Here is a 19,329-nt window from a genome sequence, read left to right as displayed (position 1 = left end):
CCCACAGCTAATTCAAGGTATCTTTCGGCTTTTCGTTCTTCGTAACTTCACTCCCACTCAATCGTCCCCGGCGGCTTCGACGTCACGTCGTACACCACCCGGTTCACGCCCTTCACCTCGTTGATGATGCGCGTCGCGGTCTCGGCCAGAAACTTCATGTCGAACTGGTAGAAGTCGGCGGTCATGCCGTCGGTCGAGGTGACGGCGCGCAGGCCGACGACGTATTCGTAGGTGCGGCCGTCGCCCATGACGCCGACGGTCTTGACCGGCAGCAGCACGGCGAAGGCCTGCCAGATCGCGTCATAGAGGCCGTGCTTGCGGATCTGGTCGATATAGACGGCGTCGGCGTTGCGCAGGATGTCGAGCTTCTCTCTGGTGATGTCGCCGGGACAGCGGATGGCGAGGCCAGGACCGGGGAACGGGTGGCGGCCGACGAAGACTTCGGGCAGGCCGAGCTCGCGGCCGAGCACGCGCACCTCGTCCTTGAACAATTCGCGCAAGGGCTCGACCAGCTTCATGTTCATGCGATCAGGAAGGCCGCCGACATTGTGGTGCGACTTGATGGTCACCGAGGGGCCACCGGTGAAGGAGACGCTCTCGATCACATCAGGATAGAGCGTGCCCTGCGCCAGGAACGCGGCACCGCCAATCTTCTTGGCTTCCGCCTCGAACACGTCGATGAACAGGCGCCCGATGGTCTTGCGCTTCACCTCGGGGTCGGTGACCCCTGCGAGCTCGCCGAGAAACTCTTTCGACGCGTCCACATGGACCAGCGGGATGTTGTAGTGGTTGCGGAACAGGTCGACGACGGTCTTGGCCTCGTCGAGACGCAGCAGGCCGTGATCGACGAACACGCAGGTGAGCTGATCACCGATCGCCTCGTGGATCAGGACCGCCGCGACCGCGGAATCGACGCCGCCGGACAGGCCGCAGATCACCTTGCCGGTGCCCACCTGGGCGCGGATCTTCTCGATCGCTTCCTCGCGGAAGGCGCGCATGGTCCAGTCGCCGGAGAGCCCCGCGACCTTGCGGACGAAGTTGCGCAGGAGTTTTGCGCCGTCGGGCGTGTGCACCACCTCGGGGTGGAACATCAGGCCGTAATACTTCCGCTTCTCGTCCTGGATGATCGCGAACGGCGCGTTCGGCGAGGTGCCGGCGACGGAAAAGCCGGGCGGCATTTTGGTGATGCGGTCGCCATGGCTCATCCACACCTGGTGCTTCTCGCCGTGGTTCCAGATGCCGTCGAACAGCTGGCTGTCGGTCTTCACCTCGACATCGGCGCGGCCGAATTCGCGGTGATGCCCGCCCTCGACCTCGCCGCCGAGCTGGGCCGCCAAGGTCATCTGGCCGTAGCAGATGCCGAGCACGGGAACGCCGGATTCGAAGATCAACTGCGGGGCGCGCGGCGAGCCGGTCTCGTGAACGGACTCGGGGCCGCCGGAGAGGATCACCGCCTTCGGCTTCATCTCGTTGAAGGCGGCCTCCGCCTTCTGGAACGGCACGATCTCGGAATAGACGCCCATCTCGCGGACGCGGCGGGCGATCAGTTGCGTCACCTGACTGCCGAAATCGACAATCAGAATCTTGTCATGCGCCGAGGCCACGGAGGGCGCCGACGATTCACGGTCTGTGTGCTGGGCTGTCATGGCAAGCAGATACGCGACGGCGCCCGCCCCCGCAACCGCGGCCAGCGTTGCGCCCACATTCTTCTTTGGGCATGGACAAATCGATATAGGTCAGTATTATTGACCTAATTTGACCATAAGCAATCAAGGAGGAAACCGATGCCCGATTTTCACGACCCGTCCCGCCTCTTGGCCCTCGGCCACGACTGGATCGCCGCCTGGAACGCGCGGGACCTCGAGCGCGTGCTGGCGATGTATTCCGATGATACCGAGATGACTTCGGACCGGATTCCGGCGTTCGGCTTCGGCGCCTCAGGCACCGTGCGCGGCAAGGCGGAGCTGCGGGCCTATTGGAGCGCAGCGCTGGCGAAACTGCCCGAGCTGCATTTCGAGCTGATCGATCTCTATGTCTCGCCCGACAGCGTCGTGGTGTTCTACCAGAACGAACGCGGCAACAAGATCTGCGAGTATCTGCGGCTCGATGATCAGGGCAAGATCAGGCAGGGTTCGGCGAACCATCTGGTGCATTAGGCCGGTCTCACCACCGTCATTGCGAGCCACCCGGTCGGCGCGCAGCGCCGCCGGATGACAGGCTCCGCGTAGCGATCCATCTATCCGCATATGCGGAGCGATGGATTGCTTCGTCGCTGCGCTCCGGCGCCGGCACTCACCGCCTGCGCCCTGCAACCTTCCTCACCTTCGTATCCGCCCAGCCCAGCGGTTTGCCGCTCTTCGACGGCAGCACCAGTTGCCCGACCGCCTGCCCGGCCTGGTCCAGCAGCACCGAATGCGGCTCACCGCGCGCATAGAGATGCGCCTCGCCCCATTGCCGCAGACCCACCACGACCGGGAACAGGTCGTGGCCCCGCTTCGTCAGCGCGTATTCCTGATAGGCGCTGCCGTCGGACGCTGCGACCTGCTCGAGCACGCCCAGTTCGACCAGCGTGCGCAGCCGCGTCGTCAGCATGCCCTTGGCGATGCCGAGATTCTTCTGGAAGTCGCCGAACCGGCGCAGGCCGTCGAACGCGTCGCGCACGATCAACAGCGACCACCAGTCGCCGATCGCGTCCAGTGCGCGCGCCACCGGGCAGTCCGCCTTGGCGAATCCGGTCCGCTTCATCGCGTCCTTCCTCCTCGATCACGATTCCGAACTGGTCTCAAAATAGGACTAGACAGCGCGCGACGCAACTGGTCTCATTATGAGACCAGATTGGAATGTGGAGCGGATGTGCAATGATCACCCAGGATGCAACGACGGCCGGACCGGGAACGTCCGGCGATATGGCCAAAACCCGACTTTCCCCCGCGATCGTGCTGCTGTTCGCCATCGCCTGCGGTCTGAGCGTAGCCAACATCTATTCCGCGCAGCCGCTGCTCGACACCATGGCGCGGGATCTCGGCATCACGCCGGCCGCGATCGGCATCGTGGTGACGCTGACCCAGATCGGCCTCGCCTTCGGACTGATGCTGATCGTCCCGCTCGGCGACCTCTGGGACCGACGCAAGCTGATCGTCGGCCAGATCGCTCTGTCGGCGGTCGCGCTCGTCGTCGTCGGCACCGCGCCGAACGCCGTCGTGCTGTTCGGCGGGATGGCGCTGGTCGGGCTGCTCGCCGTCGTCATCCAGGTGATCGTGGCGTTCGCCGCGACGCTGGCCGCGCCGGCCGAGCGCGGACAGACCATCGGCACCATCCAGAGCGGCGTCGTCTCCGGGATCCTGCTCGCCCGCTTCGCCTCGGGCACGCTGGCCGATCTCGGCGGCTGGCGCATGGTCTACCTGATCTCGGCGGCGCTGATGCTGGTGATGGCGGCGCTGCTCGCGCGTGCCCTGCCCCGGCATGCGCCGCAGCCGCTGGCCGGCTCGTCTTACACCAAGCTGTTGCGCTCGACCGCCGCGCTGTTCGCCGAGGAACCGGTGCTGCGCGAACGCGCGGTGTTCGCGCTGCTGGCATTCGCGAGCTTCAGCGCGTTCTGGAGCTCGATCGTGCTGCCGCTGGCGGCACCGCCGCTGTCGCTCTCGCACACTACGATCGGGATGCTAGGGATCGCCGGCCTCGCCGGCGCGCTGGCGGCGCGCAATTCCGGCCGTCTCGCCGATCGCGGCTGGGGCCAGCGCACCACCGGACTATCGCTGCTGCTGATGCTCGCCGGCTGGGCGCCGATCGCCTGCCTCAACACGTCGCTATGGCTGGTGCTGGTCGGCGTGGTCATGATCGACTTCGCGGTGCAGGCGATCCATGTCACCAACCAGAGCCTGATCGTCGCTACCCGTCCTGAGGCGTCGAGCCGCCTGATCGGCGTCTACATGATGTTCTATTCGATCGGCAGCGGGCTCGGCGCGATCGCCTCCACCATCGTCTATGCGGCCGCGGGCTGGCTCGGCGTCTGCGTGCTGGGTGCTGCGATCAGCGCGGTTGCGCTGCTGTACTGGGTGATCGTGGTGAGCAGGACGCCGGCGCCTGTGGGTGCGTGCTCCGAAGCGTAGGGTGGGTTATCCGTCATTGCGAGCGGGGCGAAGCAATCCATCGCACCGCATGTGCGGAGGCATGGATTGCTTCCTCGCTACGCTCCTCGCAATGACGGCGGAGAGAGCCTTACGCCTTCTTCAGCACCGCGACGAAGAACCCGTCCGTGCCGGTGCGGCGCGGGGTCATCAGCAGGCCTTCGGCCGACAGCAACGCGGCCTCGGTGAATACCTCGGCCTTGTCCCACAGCACCGATGCGGTCTGCTCCGGCGGCTGGACCGAAAACTCCGGATGCCGCGCGATGAACGCCTTGACCTGTTCGCCGTTCTCCTCCGCCAGCACCGAGCAGGTGATGTAGGCGATGCGGCCGCCGGCCTTCACCAGCGGCACCGCGCGCTCGAGCACCTCGGCCTGGTCCTTCAGCCGCACCTCGAGAGCGCCGGGGCGCATCCGCCATTTGGCGTCGGGATTGCGACGCCAGGTGCCGGTGCCGGTGCACGGCGCGTCGATCAACACGAGGTCGGCGGACGCCTTGATGTCGGACAGCACCTCCTCCTCTCCGCGCGGCGTGCGGACGTCGCAATTGTGCACGCCGGCGCGCGACAGCCGCTCATGGATCGGCGCGAGCTGGCGCTTGTCGCTGTCGGTCGCGATCAGCCGGCCCTTGCCCTGCATCTGAGCTGCGATCGCCAGCGTCTTGCCGCCGGCGCCGGCGCAGAGATCGATCACCTGCTCGCCGGGCTTGGCCGCCGCGAACAGCGCGGCGAGCTGCGAGCCCTCGTCCTGCACCTCGATGGCGCCCTTGATGAAATCCTCCTCGGCATGGATGCCGGGATTGCGCGCATCGGCGCCGAGCTCGATGCGCAGGCCGAGCGGCGACCACGGCGTTTCCCTGGCGCCGAGATGCGACAGCCGCGGCAGCACCTTCTCGCGCTTGCCCTTAAGGGTGTTGACGCGCAGATCGAGTGGCGCGCGGCTGGCCATCGCGGTCGCCTCCGCTACGCGGTCGTCGCCGAACACCTTTGCCAGATGCGGATCAAGCCAGTCCGGATAATCGCCCGCGACATGGGCCGGCGCGTCGCTGAGGGTACGCGAGGCCAATGCGGCCTCTTCAGTCGGGGTCAGCGGATCCGGCGCAAAGCGGCCGCCGTCGCACAGCGCCGAGATCGTCGGGACATCCATGCCGCGTTCGAGCTTGAGCATGCCGAGCACGCGCGCGCGGGCGCTGTCGTCCTGCATCAGCCAGGCCGCGGAGGCTTGCCGGCGCAGCACGTCCCAGATCAGGCCGGAGATCGCGGCGCGATCGCCGGAGCCGGCATAACGGTGCGCGGTGCCCCATTCCTTCAGCGCTTTCGCCGCGGGAATGCGCTGTGCGTCGATGGTGGCGATCAATTCGATCGCGGCGGAAAGCCGGGCAGCGGGAGTCATCGTTCTCTTTCGGTTGGGCGCATCAGATCAGCAGCAGGAGCTTGAGCGCGAAATACAGCCACATCGCCGCCAGCACCAGCACGCCGGCGAACCAGGCGAGCGAGCGCGGCCGCACGTCGTTGGAGGTGACGAACACGCCGGCATGGGCAAACCGCGTCACCACGAACACCCAGGACATCAGCACGATGAACAGATCGGCACGGCGCAGCGGCAACGCAATGGCGATCAGGACATAGAACAGCACCGGCAGCTCGAACTGGTTGGCAAAGCAGTTGGCAAACTGGGTGGCGCGGGCCGGCCAGTTCGGCTCGCGCAGCGCGATGTCCCGCATCTTGGTCTCGCCGCTCGCCAGCGTCCGCGTGCGCAGCGTCGCCATCCCGAACAGCAGCGCGAAGGTCAGCCCAATCTGGATGAAGACCGGCAATAGAACCATTTGAACCGACACCAAAATCTCCCTCAGCCGCGGGCGCCCGGCCGCCCTCTTAGCCGCCGCGCGCGCCCCTGACAATGAAGCGTACGCGGTAACCCGTTGAACCATGATCCGAGCCCGGATGGCCAACTCCCGGGACCAATGGCGGTTTCAGTTCCTCTGCGATGACGCGATGCGCATCATCCCCCGATCCCGGACGGTAGGGCGCTGGCGGCGGCGACGCTCGGCGATCTCCTCACCTCGGCGCTGAAGGCGATCGACCCCGGCATCGGCTGGTTCGATGATTCGGCGGATGGCAGGCTCGGCATGGTTCCGCCTGCCCTGCCAACGCCCTCGATCATGCAGCTCGCGATCTAGCGGCAACGCCAACGCTTCAAACCAGACTCTTCAAACAAGACATCAAACAACACATCAAACAGAGCAGCGAATAACACGACGAAATCGTCATCGTTCCGACTTCGCGCCGACCTATGCTCCGGCCAAAAGGAGCGATGCATGTCCCAGTTTCGCCTGACCCAGATCTCCGACACCCACCTCGCGAGCCGCTTCAAGCCGCTCGTCGACAACTTTCATCGCGTCAGCGAGCATATCGATGCGACGCGGCCCGATCTCGTGCTCAACTCCGGCGACGTCTCGTTCGACGGGCCGACCAGCCGCGACGACATGACGTTCGCCAGGGAGCTGCACAACGCGCTGCCGGTCGATTGCCTCTATCTGCCCGGCAATCACGACATCGGCGACAATCCGACCGCGGTCGGCCCCACGCCTGCGCAGTTGCCGACCGAGGAGACGCGCCGCGCCTTCAACTCGGTGCTCGGCGAAGACCGCTGGCATTTCGACGCCGCCGGCTGGTGCTTCATCGGCCTCAATTCGCTGATCATGAACACCGGGCTCGACAGCGAGGCCGAGCAATTCGACTGGCTCGCGGGCGCGCTCGACAAGGCTGTCGGCCGGCCGGTCGCGCTGTTCGTGCACAAGCCGCTGTATCTCGACGTCCCCAACGATGCCGAGCGCGTCGAGACCGCGATCCGCTTCGTGCCGCAGCCGGCGCGCCGCCGCCTGATCGAGATGTTCGGCAAGGTCGACTGGCGCCTGGTCGGCAGCGGCCATGTGCACCAGCGCCGCGACTACACGTTCGAGCATGTCAGGCACGTCTGGGCGCCCTCGGCCGGCTTCATCATTTCAGATGCGCGGCAGGAAGTAATCGGCATCAAGGAAGTCGGTCTCGTCGAGTACCGCTTCCAGCCCGATGGCTTCGAGGTGCGCCACGTCAGGGCCAAGGGCCAGGTCGATGTCGACCTGGATACGCTGTTCGGCAAGCAGCCGGCTGCCTGAGCTGCGTGGCTATCGCGCGGCGTCGTGCAGGTCCCGCTTGATGACGGTGAGCAACGCCTGAAGCGATTCCTTGTTTGGCTGCGGCGCAGCCGGCGCGGTCCGCGCGCGACGCATGTATGGCGTGGGGCGCGCCGGCTCGGCGGCCGGCTCCTCCTCGACGAATTTTCCATGCAACACGTCGTCGCGGCGGCCCATGACGAACATCGTCGCCCAATAGCCGACGGCGAGGACGATGACCCCGAAAACAATCGCTTCAAAAACCATGGCTACACCTGAAATATAGCCATATTGAATCAACTGCTCCGGGTCTCCGTCAAGCAAATGGGGGCCGAAAGGCCCCCAAAAGCTCGCCAATGTGGCGTTTTTGATACTTTGTTGCGCGGAATGAGAGCTGAGGGGCCCTTGCTCAGGCCTTATCGGGCCCGACCCGCACAAGCTGCTTGCCGAAATTGGCGCCCTTGAGCAGGCCGATGAAGGCCTCCGGCGCGCTGTCCAGCCCCTCAGTCACGAACTCCTTGTACTTGACCTTGCCCTCGCGGACCCATTGCGACATGTCGCGTAGGAAGTCGCCATGCATGGCGGCGAAGTCGCTGACGATGAAGCCGCGGAAGGTCAGCCGCTTGGTCAGGATGTTGCGCATCATCGCGCCGGCCCATTTCGGCGCGTGCGCCTCGGTGTCGTTGTAATGCGCGATCAGGCCGCAGACCGGGATGCGCGCGAACGCATTCAGCAGCGGAAACACCGCGTCGAACACTGCACCGCCGACATTCTCGAAATAGACGTCGATGCCCTTCGGGCAGGCTTCCTTCAGCTTGGCGGCGAGATTGGGATCGCGATGGTCGAGGCACTCGTCGAAGCCGAGCTCGTTCTTGACGTAGGCGCACTTGTCCTTGCCGCCGGCGATGCCGATCGCGCGCGCGCCTTTGATCTTCGCGATCTGGCCGACCGCCGATCCGACCGCACCGGAGGCACCAGCAACCACCACCGTCTCGCCCGGCTGCGGCTTGCCGATCTCGAGCAGGCCCGTATAGGCGGTCATGCCGGGCATGCCGAGCACGCCGACCGCGGTCGAAATCGGCGCGATCTTCGAATCGATCTTGGCGAGCCCCTTGCCGTCGGACAGCACATGGGTCTGCCAGCCCGCGCGCGACAGCACGATATCGCCCTTGGCGAAGGCGGGATTGTTGGACGCGATCACCTCGCTCACAGTGCCGCCTTCCATCACCCCGCCGACCGGCACCGGCGCGGCATAGGACGGACCGTCGGCCATGCGGCCGCGCATATAGGGATCCAGCGACAGCCAGATGGTGCGCAGCAGAACCTCACCCGCGCCCGGCGTCGGCGGCGTGTAGTCCTCGAGCCTGAAATTGGCCGGCGTGGGCTCGCCATGCGGACGCGAGGCCAGAACGATGCGCTTTCCTTGGGACATGATTTTCCTCTTGAGGTGATTGGTTCGTGGCGCACACGTAGGCATGCAATCCGCCTCCCCGCAAGGGAGACGGATTTTGTTCTTTCGCGTCGAACTGTTTGAAATGTTGTTTGAAATGACGGGCGTCATGCCGAAAACGGTGGCGCCGACTCTCAAGTCGTCATTCCCCGATGCGCAATTGCGCATCTGAGGGCGTGCGAAGCACGAGCCCGGAATCCATTCATCCACCAACGGTGCCGCCCGATGGATTCCGGGCGCTCGCTTCGCGAGCCCCGGAATGACGACGGTGGTTTCTAAACCCCGCCCGGATAGTTCGGGGCTTCGCGGGTGATGGTGACATCGTGGACGTGGCTCTCGCGCAGGCCGGCGCCGGTGATGCGGACGAACTCGGCCTTGTCGTGGAAGTCCTTGATGTCCTTGGCGCCGACATAGCCCATCGCCGCGCGGAGGCCGCCGGCGAGCTGGTGCATCACGTTGCCGACCGGCCCCTTGTAGGGCACCTGGCCCTCGATGCCTTCGGGCACGAGCTTCAGCGTGTCCTTGATGTCCTGCTGGAAGTAGCGGTCGGCCGAGCCGCGCGCCATCGCGCCGACCGAGCCCATGCCGCGATAGGCCTTGTAGGAGCGGCCCTGCCAAAGGAAGACTTCGCCGGGCGTCTCGTCGGTGCCGGCGAGCAGCGAGCCGACCATCGCGATGTCGGCGCCGGCGGCGAGCGCCTTGGCGAGGTCGCCGGAATATTTGATGCCGCCGTCGGCGATCACGGGGACGTCAGCCTTCTTCGCCGCCGCCACCGCATCCATGATCGCGGTGAGCTGCGGCACGCCGACGCCGGCGACGATGCGCGTGGTGCAGATCGAGCCCGGCCCGATGCCGACCTTGATGCAGTCGGCGCCGGCATCGATCAGGGCCTGCGCACCGCCTTCGGTGGCCACATTGCCGGCGACGACCTGCACGGCGTTGGAGAGCCGCTTGATGCGGTTGACGGCGTTGAGCACATGGCGCGAGTGACCATGCGCGGTGTCGACCACGACAACATCGACCCCGGCATCGATCAGGCGCTCGGTGCGCTCATAGCCGGTCTCGCCGACCGTAGTGGCGGCGGCGACGCGCAGCCGGCCCTGTGCGTCCTTGCAGGCCAGCGGATGGGCGACCGCCTTCTCGATGTCTTTCACGGTGATCAGGCCGACGCAGCGATACTGGTCGTCGACGACCAGAAGCTTCTCGATGCGATGCTGGTGCAGCATCCGCTTGGCCTCGTCCTGGCCGACGCCCTCGCGCACGGTCACGAGGTTCTCGTGCGTCATCAGCTCCGAGACCTTCTGGCGGGGATCGCTGGCGAACCGCACGTCCCGGTTGGTCAGAATGCCCACCAGCTTGCCCGGCACGTTCTTGGCGCTACCTGTGACCACCGGAATGCCGGAGATGCCGTTCTCCTTCATCAGCGCCAGCGCATCGGCAAGCGTGGCGTCGGGGCCGATGGTCAGCGGATTGACCACCATGCCGGATTCGAACTTCTTGACCTGCCGCACCTGGGCGGCCTGCCCGTCCGGATCGAAGTTGCGGTGGATGACGCCGAGGCCGCCTGCCTGCGCCATGGCGATCGCCATGCGCGCTTCGGTGACGGTGTCCATTGCGGACGCCATGATCGGGATGTTGAGCGAGATCGCGCGGGTGACTCGCGAGCGGATATCGACTTCCGAGGGAAGGACGTCGGACAGACCGGGCTTCAGAAGCACATCGTCGAACGTGAAGGCTTCTCGGATAGCCGGAAATCCCGTGGCCATTGCCAACTCCTTATCTGCGGCCGCGGCCGCAATGGTCTTACGGATGAACGCCGCCTGCGGCGACGCTTGCTGCGTCACCGTCGAATCGGTGCCCATCGGTGGGGTTGACGCTGGTCGATAGCATGGCGGCATGACGAATCAAAGTGTTTGCCAGCCATGCACAGGCTTTTTAGGAACCTGGTCAGGGGACCCTGTAACCCGGCGGCGGCCCGTGGCGGCGGATCGCCTCGACCATCTCGCGGTGGCGCCGGTCTTCCCGCTTCATGTGGACCGCGATCACCGCATGGGCCGACGGGACCAGCAGCAAGACGTGGAAAAACAGTCCGAAAATCGCGCAAAACACGATCAGAACCAGGTTGAAGATGGCCGAAAACGGCTGTCCGTTCAGGAGCAGCCCGATCGGCGGCAGCAGAGCGGCGAGGACGTAGATCACGGCAAACCTTCCAGAGCGTTTTCGAGCGAAGTGGTTACCGGTTCGCGTGACGAAAACGCGTCAAAATATGAATCCAGAGCACCGTTCAGACCCTGTCGGAACGGTGCTCGAGCGCTGGCGGATGCATACCAGCGTCACGCAGGATTTAGGTGGTTTACCGGGTTCCGCAATAGCGTGGCCGGAGGCAGGATGATATGGCCCCCTCGCCCGCATTTTCAGCACAGCTGTCCTGTTTTGATGAACAAACAACGCCTGATCCCGCTCATCGTGGCCACTGCCCTGTTCATGGAAAACATGGACTCCACGGTGATTGCGACCTCGCTGCCGGCGATCGCCGCCGATATCGGCACCAGCCCCCTGACGCTCAAGCTCGCGATCACGTCCTATCTGCTGTCGCTCGCGGTGTTCATCCCGGCGAGCGGCTGGACCGCCGACCGCTTCGGCGCCCGAATCGTGTTCGCCGGCGCGGTCGCCGTGTTCATGCTGGGCTCGATCGGCTGCGCGCTGTCGTCCTCGGTGACCGATTTCGTGTTCGCCCGCATCCTGCAGGGCCTCGGCGGCGCGATGATGACGCCGGTTGGGCGATTGGTGCTGTTGCGCTCGGTCGACAAGAGCGCGCTGGTCAATGCGATGGCCTGGGTCACGGTCCCCGCGCTGATCGGGCCGGTGATCGGGCCGCCGCTCGGCGGCTTCATCACCACCTATTTCTCCTGGCACTGGATCTTCCTGATCAACATCCCGATCGGGCTGCTCGGCATCTTCCTGGCGCTGAAATATATCGACCCGATCAAGAGCGAAGACCCCGAGCGTTTCGACCTGATGGGACTGGTGCTGGCCGGCATCGGCCTTGCCGGCATCGCCTTCGGGCTGTCGGTCGCAGGCCTCAATCTCCTGCCCTGGCCGATCGTCGCCGCCTTGGTCGGGGTGGGCTCGATCTCGATGACGCTCTATGTCCTGCATGCGCGGCGCACCGGTTCGCCGGTGCTCGATTTCGGCCTGCTGCGGCTGCCGACGATGCGCGCCTCGATCGTCGGCGGCTTCATGTTCCGGCTCGGCATCGGCGCACTGCCGTTCCTGCTGCCGCTGTTGATGCAGGTCGGCTTCGGCCTGTCGCCGTTCCAGTCCGGCCTCGTGACGTTCGCCTCCGCGGTCGGCGCCATGGGCATGAAGACGCTGGCGGCCCGCATCATCAAGGCATTCGGCTTCCGCAACATGATGACGGTCAACGCCGTGGTCAGTTCGGCCTTCCTCGCCGCCTGCGCGCTGTTCACGATCTCGACGCCGCTGATGCTGATCTTCACCATCCTGGTGGTCGGCGGCTTCTTCCGCTCGCTGCAATTCACCGCGATCAACACGGTCGCTTATGCCGAGGTCGAGGCGCCGCAGATGAGCCGCGCCACCACCCTCGTCAGCGTCAACCAGCAGCTCGCAGTGTCAGCGGGCGTCGCGGTCGGCGCGTTCTCAGTTGAAACCACGCTGGCGCTGCATCACCAGACCGAACTCTCCGCCGACGTGTTCGCGCCGGCCTTCATCGTGGTGTCGTTGATCTCGGCGGCATCGGCCTGGTTCTTCTGGCAGATGCCGGCCGACGCCGGCAGCGAAATCTCCGGCCGCAAGCCGATCGACATCTCGAGCCGCAAGGGCGCCGAGAAGCGCGCCGCCGCCGACGCCGTCAAGACGGCGACCGAGAACACCCAGAACGCGAGGGATCAGCGGCTGGGGTAGTTTCAGTCCCGTCATTGCGAGCGGAGCGAAGCAAGCCATGCCCCCACGTCTGCGGAACGATGGATTGCCGCTCCGCTACGCTCCTCGCAATGACGGCTGCTGCTGTCCCCGAAACCCCGTCGCCAGCACGTAGCGCTCCGACGAATCCTGGCGGCTCGCCGCCGGCTTGACGTGACGCACGGCTGCAAAGTCGCGCTTCAGCTGCGCCACCAGCTCGGCATCGGCGCCGCTCTGGAACACTTTTGCCAGGAACGTGCCGCCGGGATTGAGCACCTCGCCGGCGAAATGCGCGGCGGTCTCGACCAGGCCGATGATGCGCAGCTGGTCGGTCTTGCGGTGGCCGGTGGTGTTGGCGGCCATATCGGACATCACGAAATCGGCGCGGCCGCCCATCATCGCGATCAGCTTTTCCGGCGCGTCGTGGTCGAGGAAGTCGAGCTGCGCGAACGTCACCCCGGGAATCTCGCCCATCTCCAGCAAGTCGATCGCGACCACCTTGCCCTTGCCGTCGGCGGCCCCGGTTCGCTTGGCCGCGATCTGGCTCCAGCCGCCGGGCGCGGCACCGAGGTCGACGACGGTCATGCCCGGCTTGAGCAGGCGGTATTTGTCGTCGATCTCGAGCAGCTTGAACGCCGCGCGCGAGCGGTAGCCCATCGCCTTGGCCTTGGCGACATAGGGATCGTTGAGCTGGCGCTCGAGCCAGAGTTTTGACGACAGCTTTCGCTTGCCGCCGCTCTTGACCGTGACGTGCAGCCGCCCGGTGGTGTCTTTCGCCATGATCTTTCTTGGATTGGTGTGATTGGGCGTGTTCTAGCACGCCCGCAGCGCGCCGTCCTCGCGCATCATCTCGACCAGCATGCCCTCGCGCAGGCCGCGATCGGCGACCCGGAGCCGCGGCATCGGGAACGCGTTGCGGATCGCGTCGAGGATGGCGCAGCCGGCGAGCACGAGGTCGGCCCGCTCGACACTGATGCAGCTGTTGTTGACGCGCGCCTCGTAGCTCATGCCGAGCAGCTTCTGGATCGTCGCAGTGACGTCGCAATCATTCATCCAGATGCCGTCGATGCGGCGGCGGTCGTAGCGCGACAGGTTGAGGAAAACGCCGGCGAGCGTCGTGACGGTGCCCGAGGTGCCGAGCATGTGCATGTCGCGCAGATCCCGGCCATGCTCGGCCGCGAACGGCGCGACATGCCGCGCGACCTCGTCGATCATCTGCGCATACAAATCCCTGGTGACATTCTTGCCGCCGAAATGCTCGGCCAGCGTCACGACGCCGAGCGGGATCGACATCCACGCCTTGATGCGCGGCGGCGCATCGGGCGCGGCGGGATCGCGCTCGATCCGCACCAGCTCGGTCGAGCCGCCGCCGATGTCGAACAGGATGGCGCCCCGGCCCTTCGGGTCGAGCAGCGGCGAGCAGCCGATCACGGCGAGCGTCGCCTCGGTTTCGCGATCGATCACCTCGAGCTCGATGCCGGTCTCGGCCGCGACGCGCGCGCGAAAGCTTTCGGCGTTGCCGGCGGCGCGGCAGGCCTCGGTGGCGATCAGCCGTAGCCGGCGCGCCTTGCGATAGCGGATCTTGTCGCTGCAAATGGCGAGCGCAGCAATGGCGCGCTCGATCGCAGCCTCGCTGATCGAGCCGGTCGCGGCGATGCCTTCGCCGAGCCGGATGATCCGCGAGAAGGAGTCGACCACGCGGAACCCGTCGCCAGTGGGACAGGCAATCAAGAGCCGGCAATTATTGGTGCCAAGGTCGAGCGCGGCGTAGACGCCACTTTCCGCGGCTGCCGCAACCAACCCTGACGGGGCTTCGCTGGCCGGAGGGCCGTCGCAAAGCCGCACATGGTCGTTCATCAAAACTGTCTTTCCGCAGCGCCCCAGGGGCGATCCCTGGGGCCCGCCGAATAATTGTCGTTCACGGAAACTTTAGCAGCGTCAGAGCCCTGCGCAAACTCCGTTCACATTGGGTCCATGCCCAATCGGGCGTTGTCGTTAAGGGGGGCGTGCGTTATCTCGTCTGCGCCCCCAAACTCCAGCAAATCCGGGCATTTCAGGTCATTTTCGATGCAAGATCATACGCCGCCCGCCTCTCTCGACAACGCTATCGCACTGCAAAAATATGGTGTCGGACAGCCCGTTCGACGAAAGGAGGACGACACCCTGGTGCGGGGCAAGGGCAGATACACCGACGATTTCTCCCTGCCCGGCCAGGCCATCTGCTGGATGGTCCGCTCCTCCCATGCCCACGGATTGATCAAGGGGATCGACACCGAAGCCGCCAAGGCGATGCCGGGCGTGCTCGGCGTCTGGACCGGCGCCGACCTTGCCGCCGCCGGCTACAAGCCCTTCACCTGCGGCCTGCCGCTGAAGAACCGCGACGGCTCCCCGCTGCTGCAGACCAACCGCCCGGCGCTCGCGACCGACAAGGTGCGCTTCGTCGGCGATCCCGTGGCCTTCGTGGTCGCGGAGACCGCGGCGCAGGCGCGCGATGCGGCCGAGGCGGTCGAGGTCGACATCGAGCCGCTGCCGGCGGTGACCGACGCCGCCGAGGCGTCGAAGCCCGGCGCGCCGCAACTCTACGACAACATCCCGAATAACGTCGCGCTCGACTATCACTATGGCGACACCGCCAAGATCGAGGCAGCGTTCGCTGCCGCCGCGCATGTGACAAAACTCGACATCGTCAACACCCGCGTCGCCGTGGTCTCGATGGAGCCGCGCGTCGCGCTGGCGCATTACGACAAAAAGACCGAGCGCTTCACGCTGCAAGTGCCGACCCAGGGCGTCTCCGGCAACAAGGCGATCATGGCGCGTCTGCTCAACGTGCCTGCCGATAAGGTCCGCATCCTCACCGGCAATGTCGGCGGCTCGTTCGGGATGAAGAACCTCAGCTATCCCGAATACACCTGCATCGCGCATGCGGCGCGCGAGCTCGGCCGTCCGGTGAAGTGGCTCGACGAACGCTCGACCAGCTTCCTCTCCGACAGCCAGGGCCGCGCACAGCTGATCCATGCCGAGCTCGCGCTCGATGCCGAGGGCAAGTTCCTTGCGGTGCGGCTGTCCGGCTACGGCAATCTCGGCGCCTACATCACAGGCGTCGCGCCCGGCCCGCTGTCGCTCAACACCGGCAAGAACCTCGCCAGCGTGTATCGCACGCCGCTGCTCGGCGTCGACATCAAGACGGTCTTGACCAACACCACGTTGATGGGCGCCTATCGCGGCGCCGGCCGGCCCGAGGCGAACTATTACATGGAGCGGCTGATCGATGCCGCTGCCGACGAGATGGGCATCAGCCGCGTCACCTTGCGCAAGCGCAACTTCATCAAGCCGTCGCAGCTGCCGTTCCCGGCGGCATCAGGCGTCACCTATGACAGCGGCGATTTCGCCGGCGTGTTCCAGAAGGCGCTGGAGATCTCCGACTACGAGAACTTCGCCAAGCGCAAGAAGGAAAGCAGGAAGAACGGCAAGCTGCGCGGCATCGCCGTCGGCTCCTATCTCGAAGTCACCGCGCCGCCGTCGGGCGAGCTCGGCAAGATCACCTTCGAGCCGGACGGCTCGGTGAAGCTCACCACCGGCACGCTTGATTACGGCCAAGGCCACGCCACGCCGTTCGCGCAGGTGCTGTCCGACCAGCTCGGCGTGCCCTTCGAGAACATCACGCTCGAACAGGGCGACAGCGATCTGGTTCGGTTCGGCAACGGCACCGGCGGTTCGCGCTCGATCACCGCAACCGGCCAGGCGATCGTCGAGGCCTCCGCGCTCGTCGTCGAGAAGGGCAAGAAGGCGGCCGCGCACATGCTGGAGGCCTCCGAGGCCGACATCGAGTTCGGCCAGGGCCGCTTCACCATCGCCGGCACCGATCGCTCGATCGGCATCATGGAGCTCGCCGAGCGGATGCGCGCCGGCAAGATGCCCGAGGGCGCGCCTGACACGCTCGACGTCGATCACGCCACCAAGGAGACCGCCTCGACCTTCCCGAACGGCTGCCACGTCGCCGAGGTCGAGATCGATCCCGACACCGGCGTGACGCGGATCGTGCGCTACTCCGCGGTCAATGATTTCGGCGTCGTGGTCAATCCGATGATCGTCGCCGGCCAGCTGCACGGCGGCGTCGCGCAGGGCATCGGCCAGGCGCTGATGGAGGAAGTCAGCTACGACGCCTCCGGCCAGCCGATCACCGGCTCGTTCATGGATTACGCGTTGCCGCGCGCCGGCGATGTGCCGCCCATGGAGGTCGGCGATCATCCCTCGCCGGCGAAATCCAACCCACTCGGCACCAAGGGCTGCGGCGAAGCCGGCTGTGCCGGCAGCCTCGTCTGCGTCGTCAACGCGGTGGTCGACGCGCTGTCGGAGTACGGCATCAAGCACATCAACATGCCGCTGACGCCGGAAAAAGTCTGGCGCGCGATCCAGGATGCCAAGGCGAACGCGGCGTAAGGCGGCGTTTCGCCTCACCCACCATTGTCATCACCCGCGAAAGCTAAAGCGGGTGATCCAGTATTCCAGAGACGTCAGCGATAGAACCGAGAAGCCGCGGCGTACTGGATACCCCGCATGCGCGGGGTATGACAATTGTACCTGTGGATGGGGTTCGCCCCTACCCTACCTCGTCGCCCGCTCGGGTCCGATCAAGCCAACGCCTTCAGTGCGCGTTCCAGGAACTCCAGCCGGTCCTGCCCCCAGAAAATCTCGCCGGACGGCAGCACGTAGCTCGGCGCGCCGAAGACGCCGGCTTTCAGCGCATCCTGCGTGTTCTGCTCGTAGAGCCGGTCAAGCTCGGCATCCGGCGGAGCGCCTGCGCGCAGGGCCGCGGCGTCCAGCCCGGCACGTTGCGCGGCGGCCGACATGACATCCGCGTCGGAGAGCGCCTCCTCGCGCTCCCAGATGGCGCGGCCGAATTCCAGCGAGAGGCGGTGGGCATCCTTGCCCTGCAGGGCGGCAGCAATCACAAGACGCGCCGCCGCAAGGTCGTCGCTCGGGAAATGCTTGGGCTCGATGTTGAGCGGAATGCCCCGCAACTCGCGCCAGCGCCTCAGCTCCACCAGGCGGTAGGCCTGCCGCTGCGGTGAGCGCTTTGGCAGCGGCAAGCCACCGGTCTGCTCGAAGATCGGACCGAACTTGCAGGGCTTGGCGTTGACGGTCGCGCTATGGCGCCGCGCGATCTCGGCAAACGGTGCGCTGCCCATGAATGTCCAGGGCGAGTTGAGCGACAGATAATAGTCGATGATGACCGACATCTACGCCGCCGCCTGTTCGCGCGGCTGGGTGATCGCGATGTGCCAGCAATGCGCGAGCGGGATGCCGCTGCCCAGCACCAGGGCATCGAGCTCGACGAAGCGGTGGCCCTTCTTGTCGTAATTGCCGATGACCTTGGCGCGCGCCGTCAGCTCGTCGCCGATCTTGCCCGCCGACAACAGCTGCATGCGGGTGCCGACATGGATCCAAGGTCCGAGGATCGCATTGTCGACCAAGACCTTGTTCATCACCCGTGGCAGCAGGCCGGGATGGCCGAGGCCTTCGCGCAGATAGATCGGGTCGGTCTCCCTGATGTCGGCGAGATACTCCTTCGCCGCATCGCCGGACCAGTCGCGCGGGATCACGCCGAGCCATTTGCCCTCTTCGTAGGACGACGCGCTGACCGGCCTGCGCTCGGCAACGGCTGCGACCTGCTTATAGTCGTCGAGCACAAATGACGGCGCCGATGCCGGCAGCGAAGCGGTGCCGGTCGCGCAAAGCTCGCCGCGGCTGAAGAGCTCGATCGTGAGCCCATTGCCGGTCTCCCGGCCGGTCAATTCGGCGATCTCGCCGTCATAGACCGGTTTGACGAAGCGCGCCTCGATCAGGCCGCGTTCGAGGAAATCGCGGCCCCATTTCTCGACCGGCAGATGCATCATGTAGGCCATCACATCGACGCCGGGCACCAGGCCACCGGAAAAGCCGAATTTCCGCGCCACCGCGTCGTCGTGGATCTTGTTCTCTGACAGTTTCGAGGTGTTGTAGGCCGAGACGCGGTAGGTCTGCACAGGCGTCGTCGAAGACATCGGGTTTCCCCTTATTTCGGTTGTTTTTCGGAGGCAATCGTAGTCGAACCGGGCAGCGTGACAAGCCTCTCGTTTTGCTCGCAATTTTCCGCATCATGGAGTACACGCAGGCCGTGCCTGCGAACCCGGAATCGATGACTGAAACCCCTGCCTTGACCCGCATCTATGTCGACGCCGACGCCTGTCCGGTGAAGGACGAAATCTATCGCGTCGCGATCCGGCTCGGCGTGCCGGTCAGCGTGGTCGCGGGCAATTTCATCCGCGTGCCGCAGGATCCCCTGATCGAGCGCATCGCCGCCGGTTCCGGCATGGACGCGGCCGACGACTGGATCGCCGAACGCGCGCATCAGGGCGACGTGGTCATCACCGCGGACATTCCGCTGGCGAGCCGCTGCGTGAAGGCCGGCGCCGATGTGATCGCGCCAAATGGAAAACCGTTTACGGAACAGTCGATCGGCATGACGCTCGCCGTGCGCAATCTGATGACCGATCTGCGCTCGTCCGGCGAGATCACCGGCGGGCCGAAATCCTACTCCCCGCGCGACCGCTCGACCTTCCTGTCGACGCTCGACCAGACCATCCGCCGCATCCAGCGCCGCCGCGCCGAGCAGGCGACGACGAACCAGCAGGGTTAG

18 protein-coding genes are annotated in these 19,329 nt (G+C 65.7%); 6 read left to right on the top strand and 12 right to left on the bottom strand.

The annotated features are described in order from the left end of the window. Positions 1–47: 47 nt before the first annotated feature. Positions 48–1,646: a glutamine-hydrolyzing GMP synthase gene (gene guaA / locus JQ507_13230; GenBank protein QRI73321.1), complete on the bottom strand. Its 1,599-nt coding sequence runs from the start codon at positions 1,644–1,646 to the stop codon at positions 48–50. Positions 1,647–1,784: 138 nt separating this feature from the next. Here guaA and JQ507_13225 point away from each other — a divergent pair, with 138 nt between their 5' ends. After that, positions 1,785–2,156: a nuclear transport factor 2 family protein gene (locus tag JQ507_13225; protein QRI72365.1), complete on the top strand. Its 372-nt coding sequence runs from the start codon at positions 1,785–1,787 to the stop codon at positions 2,154–2,156. Positions 2,157–2,292: 136 nt separating this feature from the next. On the opposite strand, the gene JQ507_13220 is transcribed toward JQ507_13225, so the two are convergent. Next, complete coding sequence (locus JQ507_13220; protein QRI72364.1) at positions 2,293–2,745, bottom strand: helix-turn-helix transcriptional regulator; 453 nt, start codon at positions 2,743–2,745, stop codon at positions 2,293–2,295. 113 nt (positions 2,746–2,858) lie between these two features. Between JQ507_13220 and JQ507_13215 the strand changes: the two genes are divergently transcribed. Beyond that, positions 2,859–4,109 carry an MFS transporter gene (locus tag JQ507_13215; protein QRI72363.1) on the top strand — a complete coding sequence of 417 codons (1,251 nt, stop codon included), beginning with the start codon at positions 2,859–2,861 and terminating at the stop codon, positions 4,107–4,109. A 109-nt stretch (positions 4,110–4,218) separates the two neighbouring features. Here JQ507_13215 and JQ507_13210 read toward each other — a convergent pair whose 3' ends face one another. Both JQ507_13210 and JQ507_13205 read right to left on the bottom strand, forming a co-directional pair. Next, positions 4,219–5,517, bottom strand: a complete 1,299-nt coding sequence (locus tag JQ507_13210) for an RsmB/NOP family class I SAM-dependent RNA methyltransferase (GenBank protein QRI72362.1) — start codon at positions 5,515–5,517, stop codon at positions 4,219–4,221. 22 nt (positions 5,518–5,539) lie between these two features. Continuing rightward, positions 5,540–5,950, bottom strand: a complete 411-nt coding sequence (locus JQ507_13205) for an MAPEG family protein (GenBank protein QRI73320.1) — start codon at positions 5,948–5,950, stop codon at positions 5,540–5,542. A gap of 492 nt (positions 5,951–6,442) precedes the next feature. Between JQ507_13205 and JQ507_13200 the strand changes: the two genes are divergently transcribed. Next, positions 6,443–7,282 carry a metallophosphoesterase gene (locus JQ507_13200; protein ID QRI72361.1) on the top strand — a complete coding sequence of 280 codons (840 nt, stop codon included), beginning with the start codon at positions 6,443–6,445 and terminating at the stop codon, positions 7,280–7,282. 9 nt (positions 7,283–7,291) lie between these two features. Here the strand turns inward: JQ507_13200 and JQ507_13195 are convergent, their stop codons facing one another. The 4 genes from JQ507_13195 to JQ507_13180 all read right to left on the bottom strand — a co-directional run bounded on the left by JQ507_13195 (position 7,292) and on the right by JQ507_13180 (position 10,928). Next, on the bottom strand, positions 7,292–7,546 hold the full coding sequence (locus JQ507_13195) for a hypothetical protein (protein ID QRI72360.1): 255 nt from the start codon (positions 7,544–7,546) through the stop codon (positions 7,292–7,294). Between the two features lie 142 nt (positions 7,547–7,688). Further along, complete coding sequence (locus JQ507_13190; GenBank protein ID QRI72359.1) at positions 7,689–8,711, bottom strand: NADP-dependent oxidoreductase; 1,023 nt, start codon at positions 8,709–8,711, stop codon at positions 7,689–7,691. A gap of 293 nt (positions 8,712–9,004) precedes the next feature. After that, a complete protein-coding gene (gene guaB / locus JQ507_13185; GenBank protein ID QRI72358.1) occupies positions 9,005–10,495 on the bottom strand; it encodes an IMP dehydrogenase in 1,491 nt (496 codons plus the stop codon). Positions 10,496–10,676: 181 nt separating this feature from the next. Continuing rightward, on the bottom strand, positions 10,677–10,928 hold the full coding sequence (locus JQ507_13180; protein QRI72357.1) for a hypothetical protein: 252 nt from the start codon (positions 10,926–10,928) through the stop codon (positions 10,677–10,679). A gap of 237 nt (positions 10,929–11,165) precedes the next feature. Between JQ507_13180 and JQ507_13175 the strand changes: the two genes are divergently transcribed. Further along, positions 11,166–12,653, top strand: coding sequence for a DHA2 family efflux MFS transporter permease subunit (locus JQ507_13175; protein QRI72356.1), 1,488 nt, complete (start codon positions 11,166–11,168; stop codon positions 12,651–12,653). Positions 12,654–12,728: 75 nt separating this feature from the next. Here JQ507_13175 and JQ507_13170 read toward each other — a convergent pair whose 3' ends face one another. After that, entirely contained in the window at positions 12,729–13,430 is a 702-nt protein-coding gene (locus JQ507_13170) for an RlmE family RNA methyltransferase (protein ID QRI72355.1), read from the bottom strand. A gap of 33 nt (positions 13,431–13,463) precedes the next feature. Further along, entirely contained in the window at positions 13,464–14,510 is a 1,047-nt protein-coding gene (locus JQ507_13165) for a Ppx/GppA family phosphatase (protein QRI72354.1), read from the bottom strand. A gap of 207 nt (positions 14,511–14,717) precedes the next feature. On the opposite strand from JQ507_13165, the gene JQ507_13160 reads away from it, so the two are divergent. Continuing rightward, on the top strand, positions 14,718–17,090 hold the full coding sequence (locus tag JQ507_13160) for a xanthine dehydrogenase family protein molybdopterin-binding subunit (protein QRI72353.1): 2,373 nt from the start codon (positions 14,718–14,720) through the stop codon (positions 17,088–17,090). A 191-nt stretch (positions 17,091–17,281) separates the two neighbouring features. Here the strand turns inward: JQ507_13160 and JQ507_13155 are convergent, their stop codons facing one another. Both JQ507_13155 and JQ507_13150 read right to left on the bottom strand, forming a co-directional pair. Then, complete coding sequence (locus tag JQ507_13155) at positions 17,282–17,890, bottom strand: 2-hydroxychromene-2-carboxylate isomerase (GenBank protein QRI72352.1); 609 nt, start codon at positions 17,888–17,890, stop codon at positions 17,282–17,284. Further along, positions 17,891–18,694 (bottom strand): hypothetical protein, encoded by an 804-nt coding sequence (locus JQ507_13150; GenBank protein QRI72351.1) that lies wholly within the window; start codon positions 18,692–18,694, stop codon positions 17,891–17,893. A gap of 134 nt (positions 18,695–18,828) precedes the next feature. On the opposite strand from JQ507_13150, the gene JQ507_13145 reads away from it, so the two are divergent. After that, positions 18,829–19,329 carry a YaiI/YqxD family protein gene (locus JQ507_13145; GenBank protein ID QRI72350.1) on the top strand — a complete coding sequence of 167 codons (501 nt, stop codon included), beginning with the start codon at positions 18,829–18,831 and terminating at the stop codon, positions 19,327–19,329.

The organism is Bradyrhizobium sp. PSBB068 (assembly GCA_016839165.1).
GTDB lineage: Bacteria > Pseudomonadota > Alphaproteobacteria > Rhizobiales > Xanthobacteraceae > Bradyrhizobium.
Note: the sequence above shows the minus strand (reverse complement) of the source record. Positions and strands in the feature narration are given on the sequence as shown.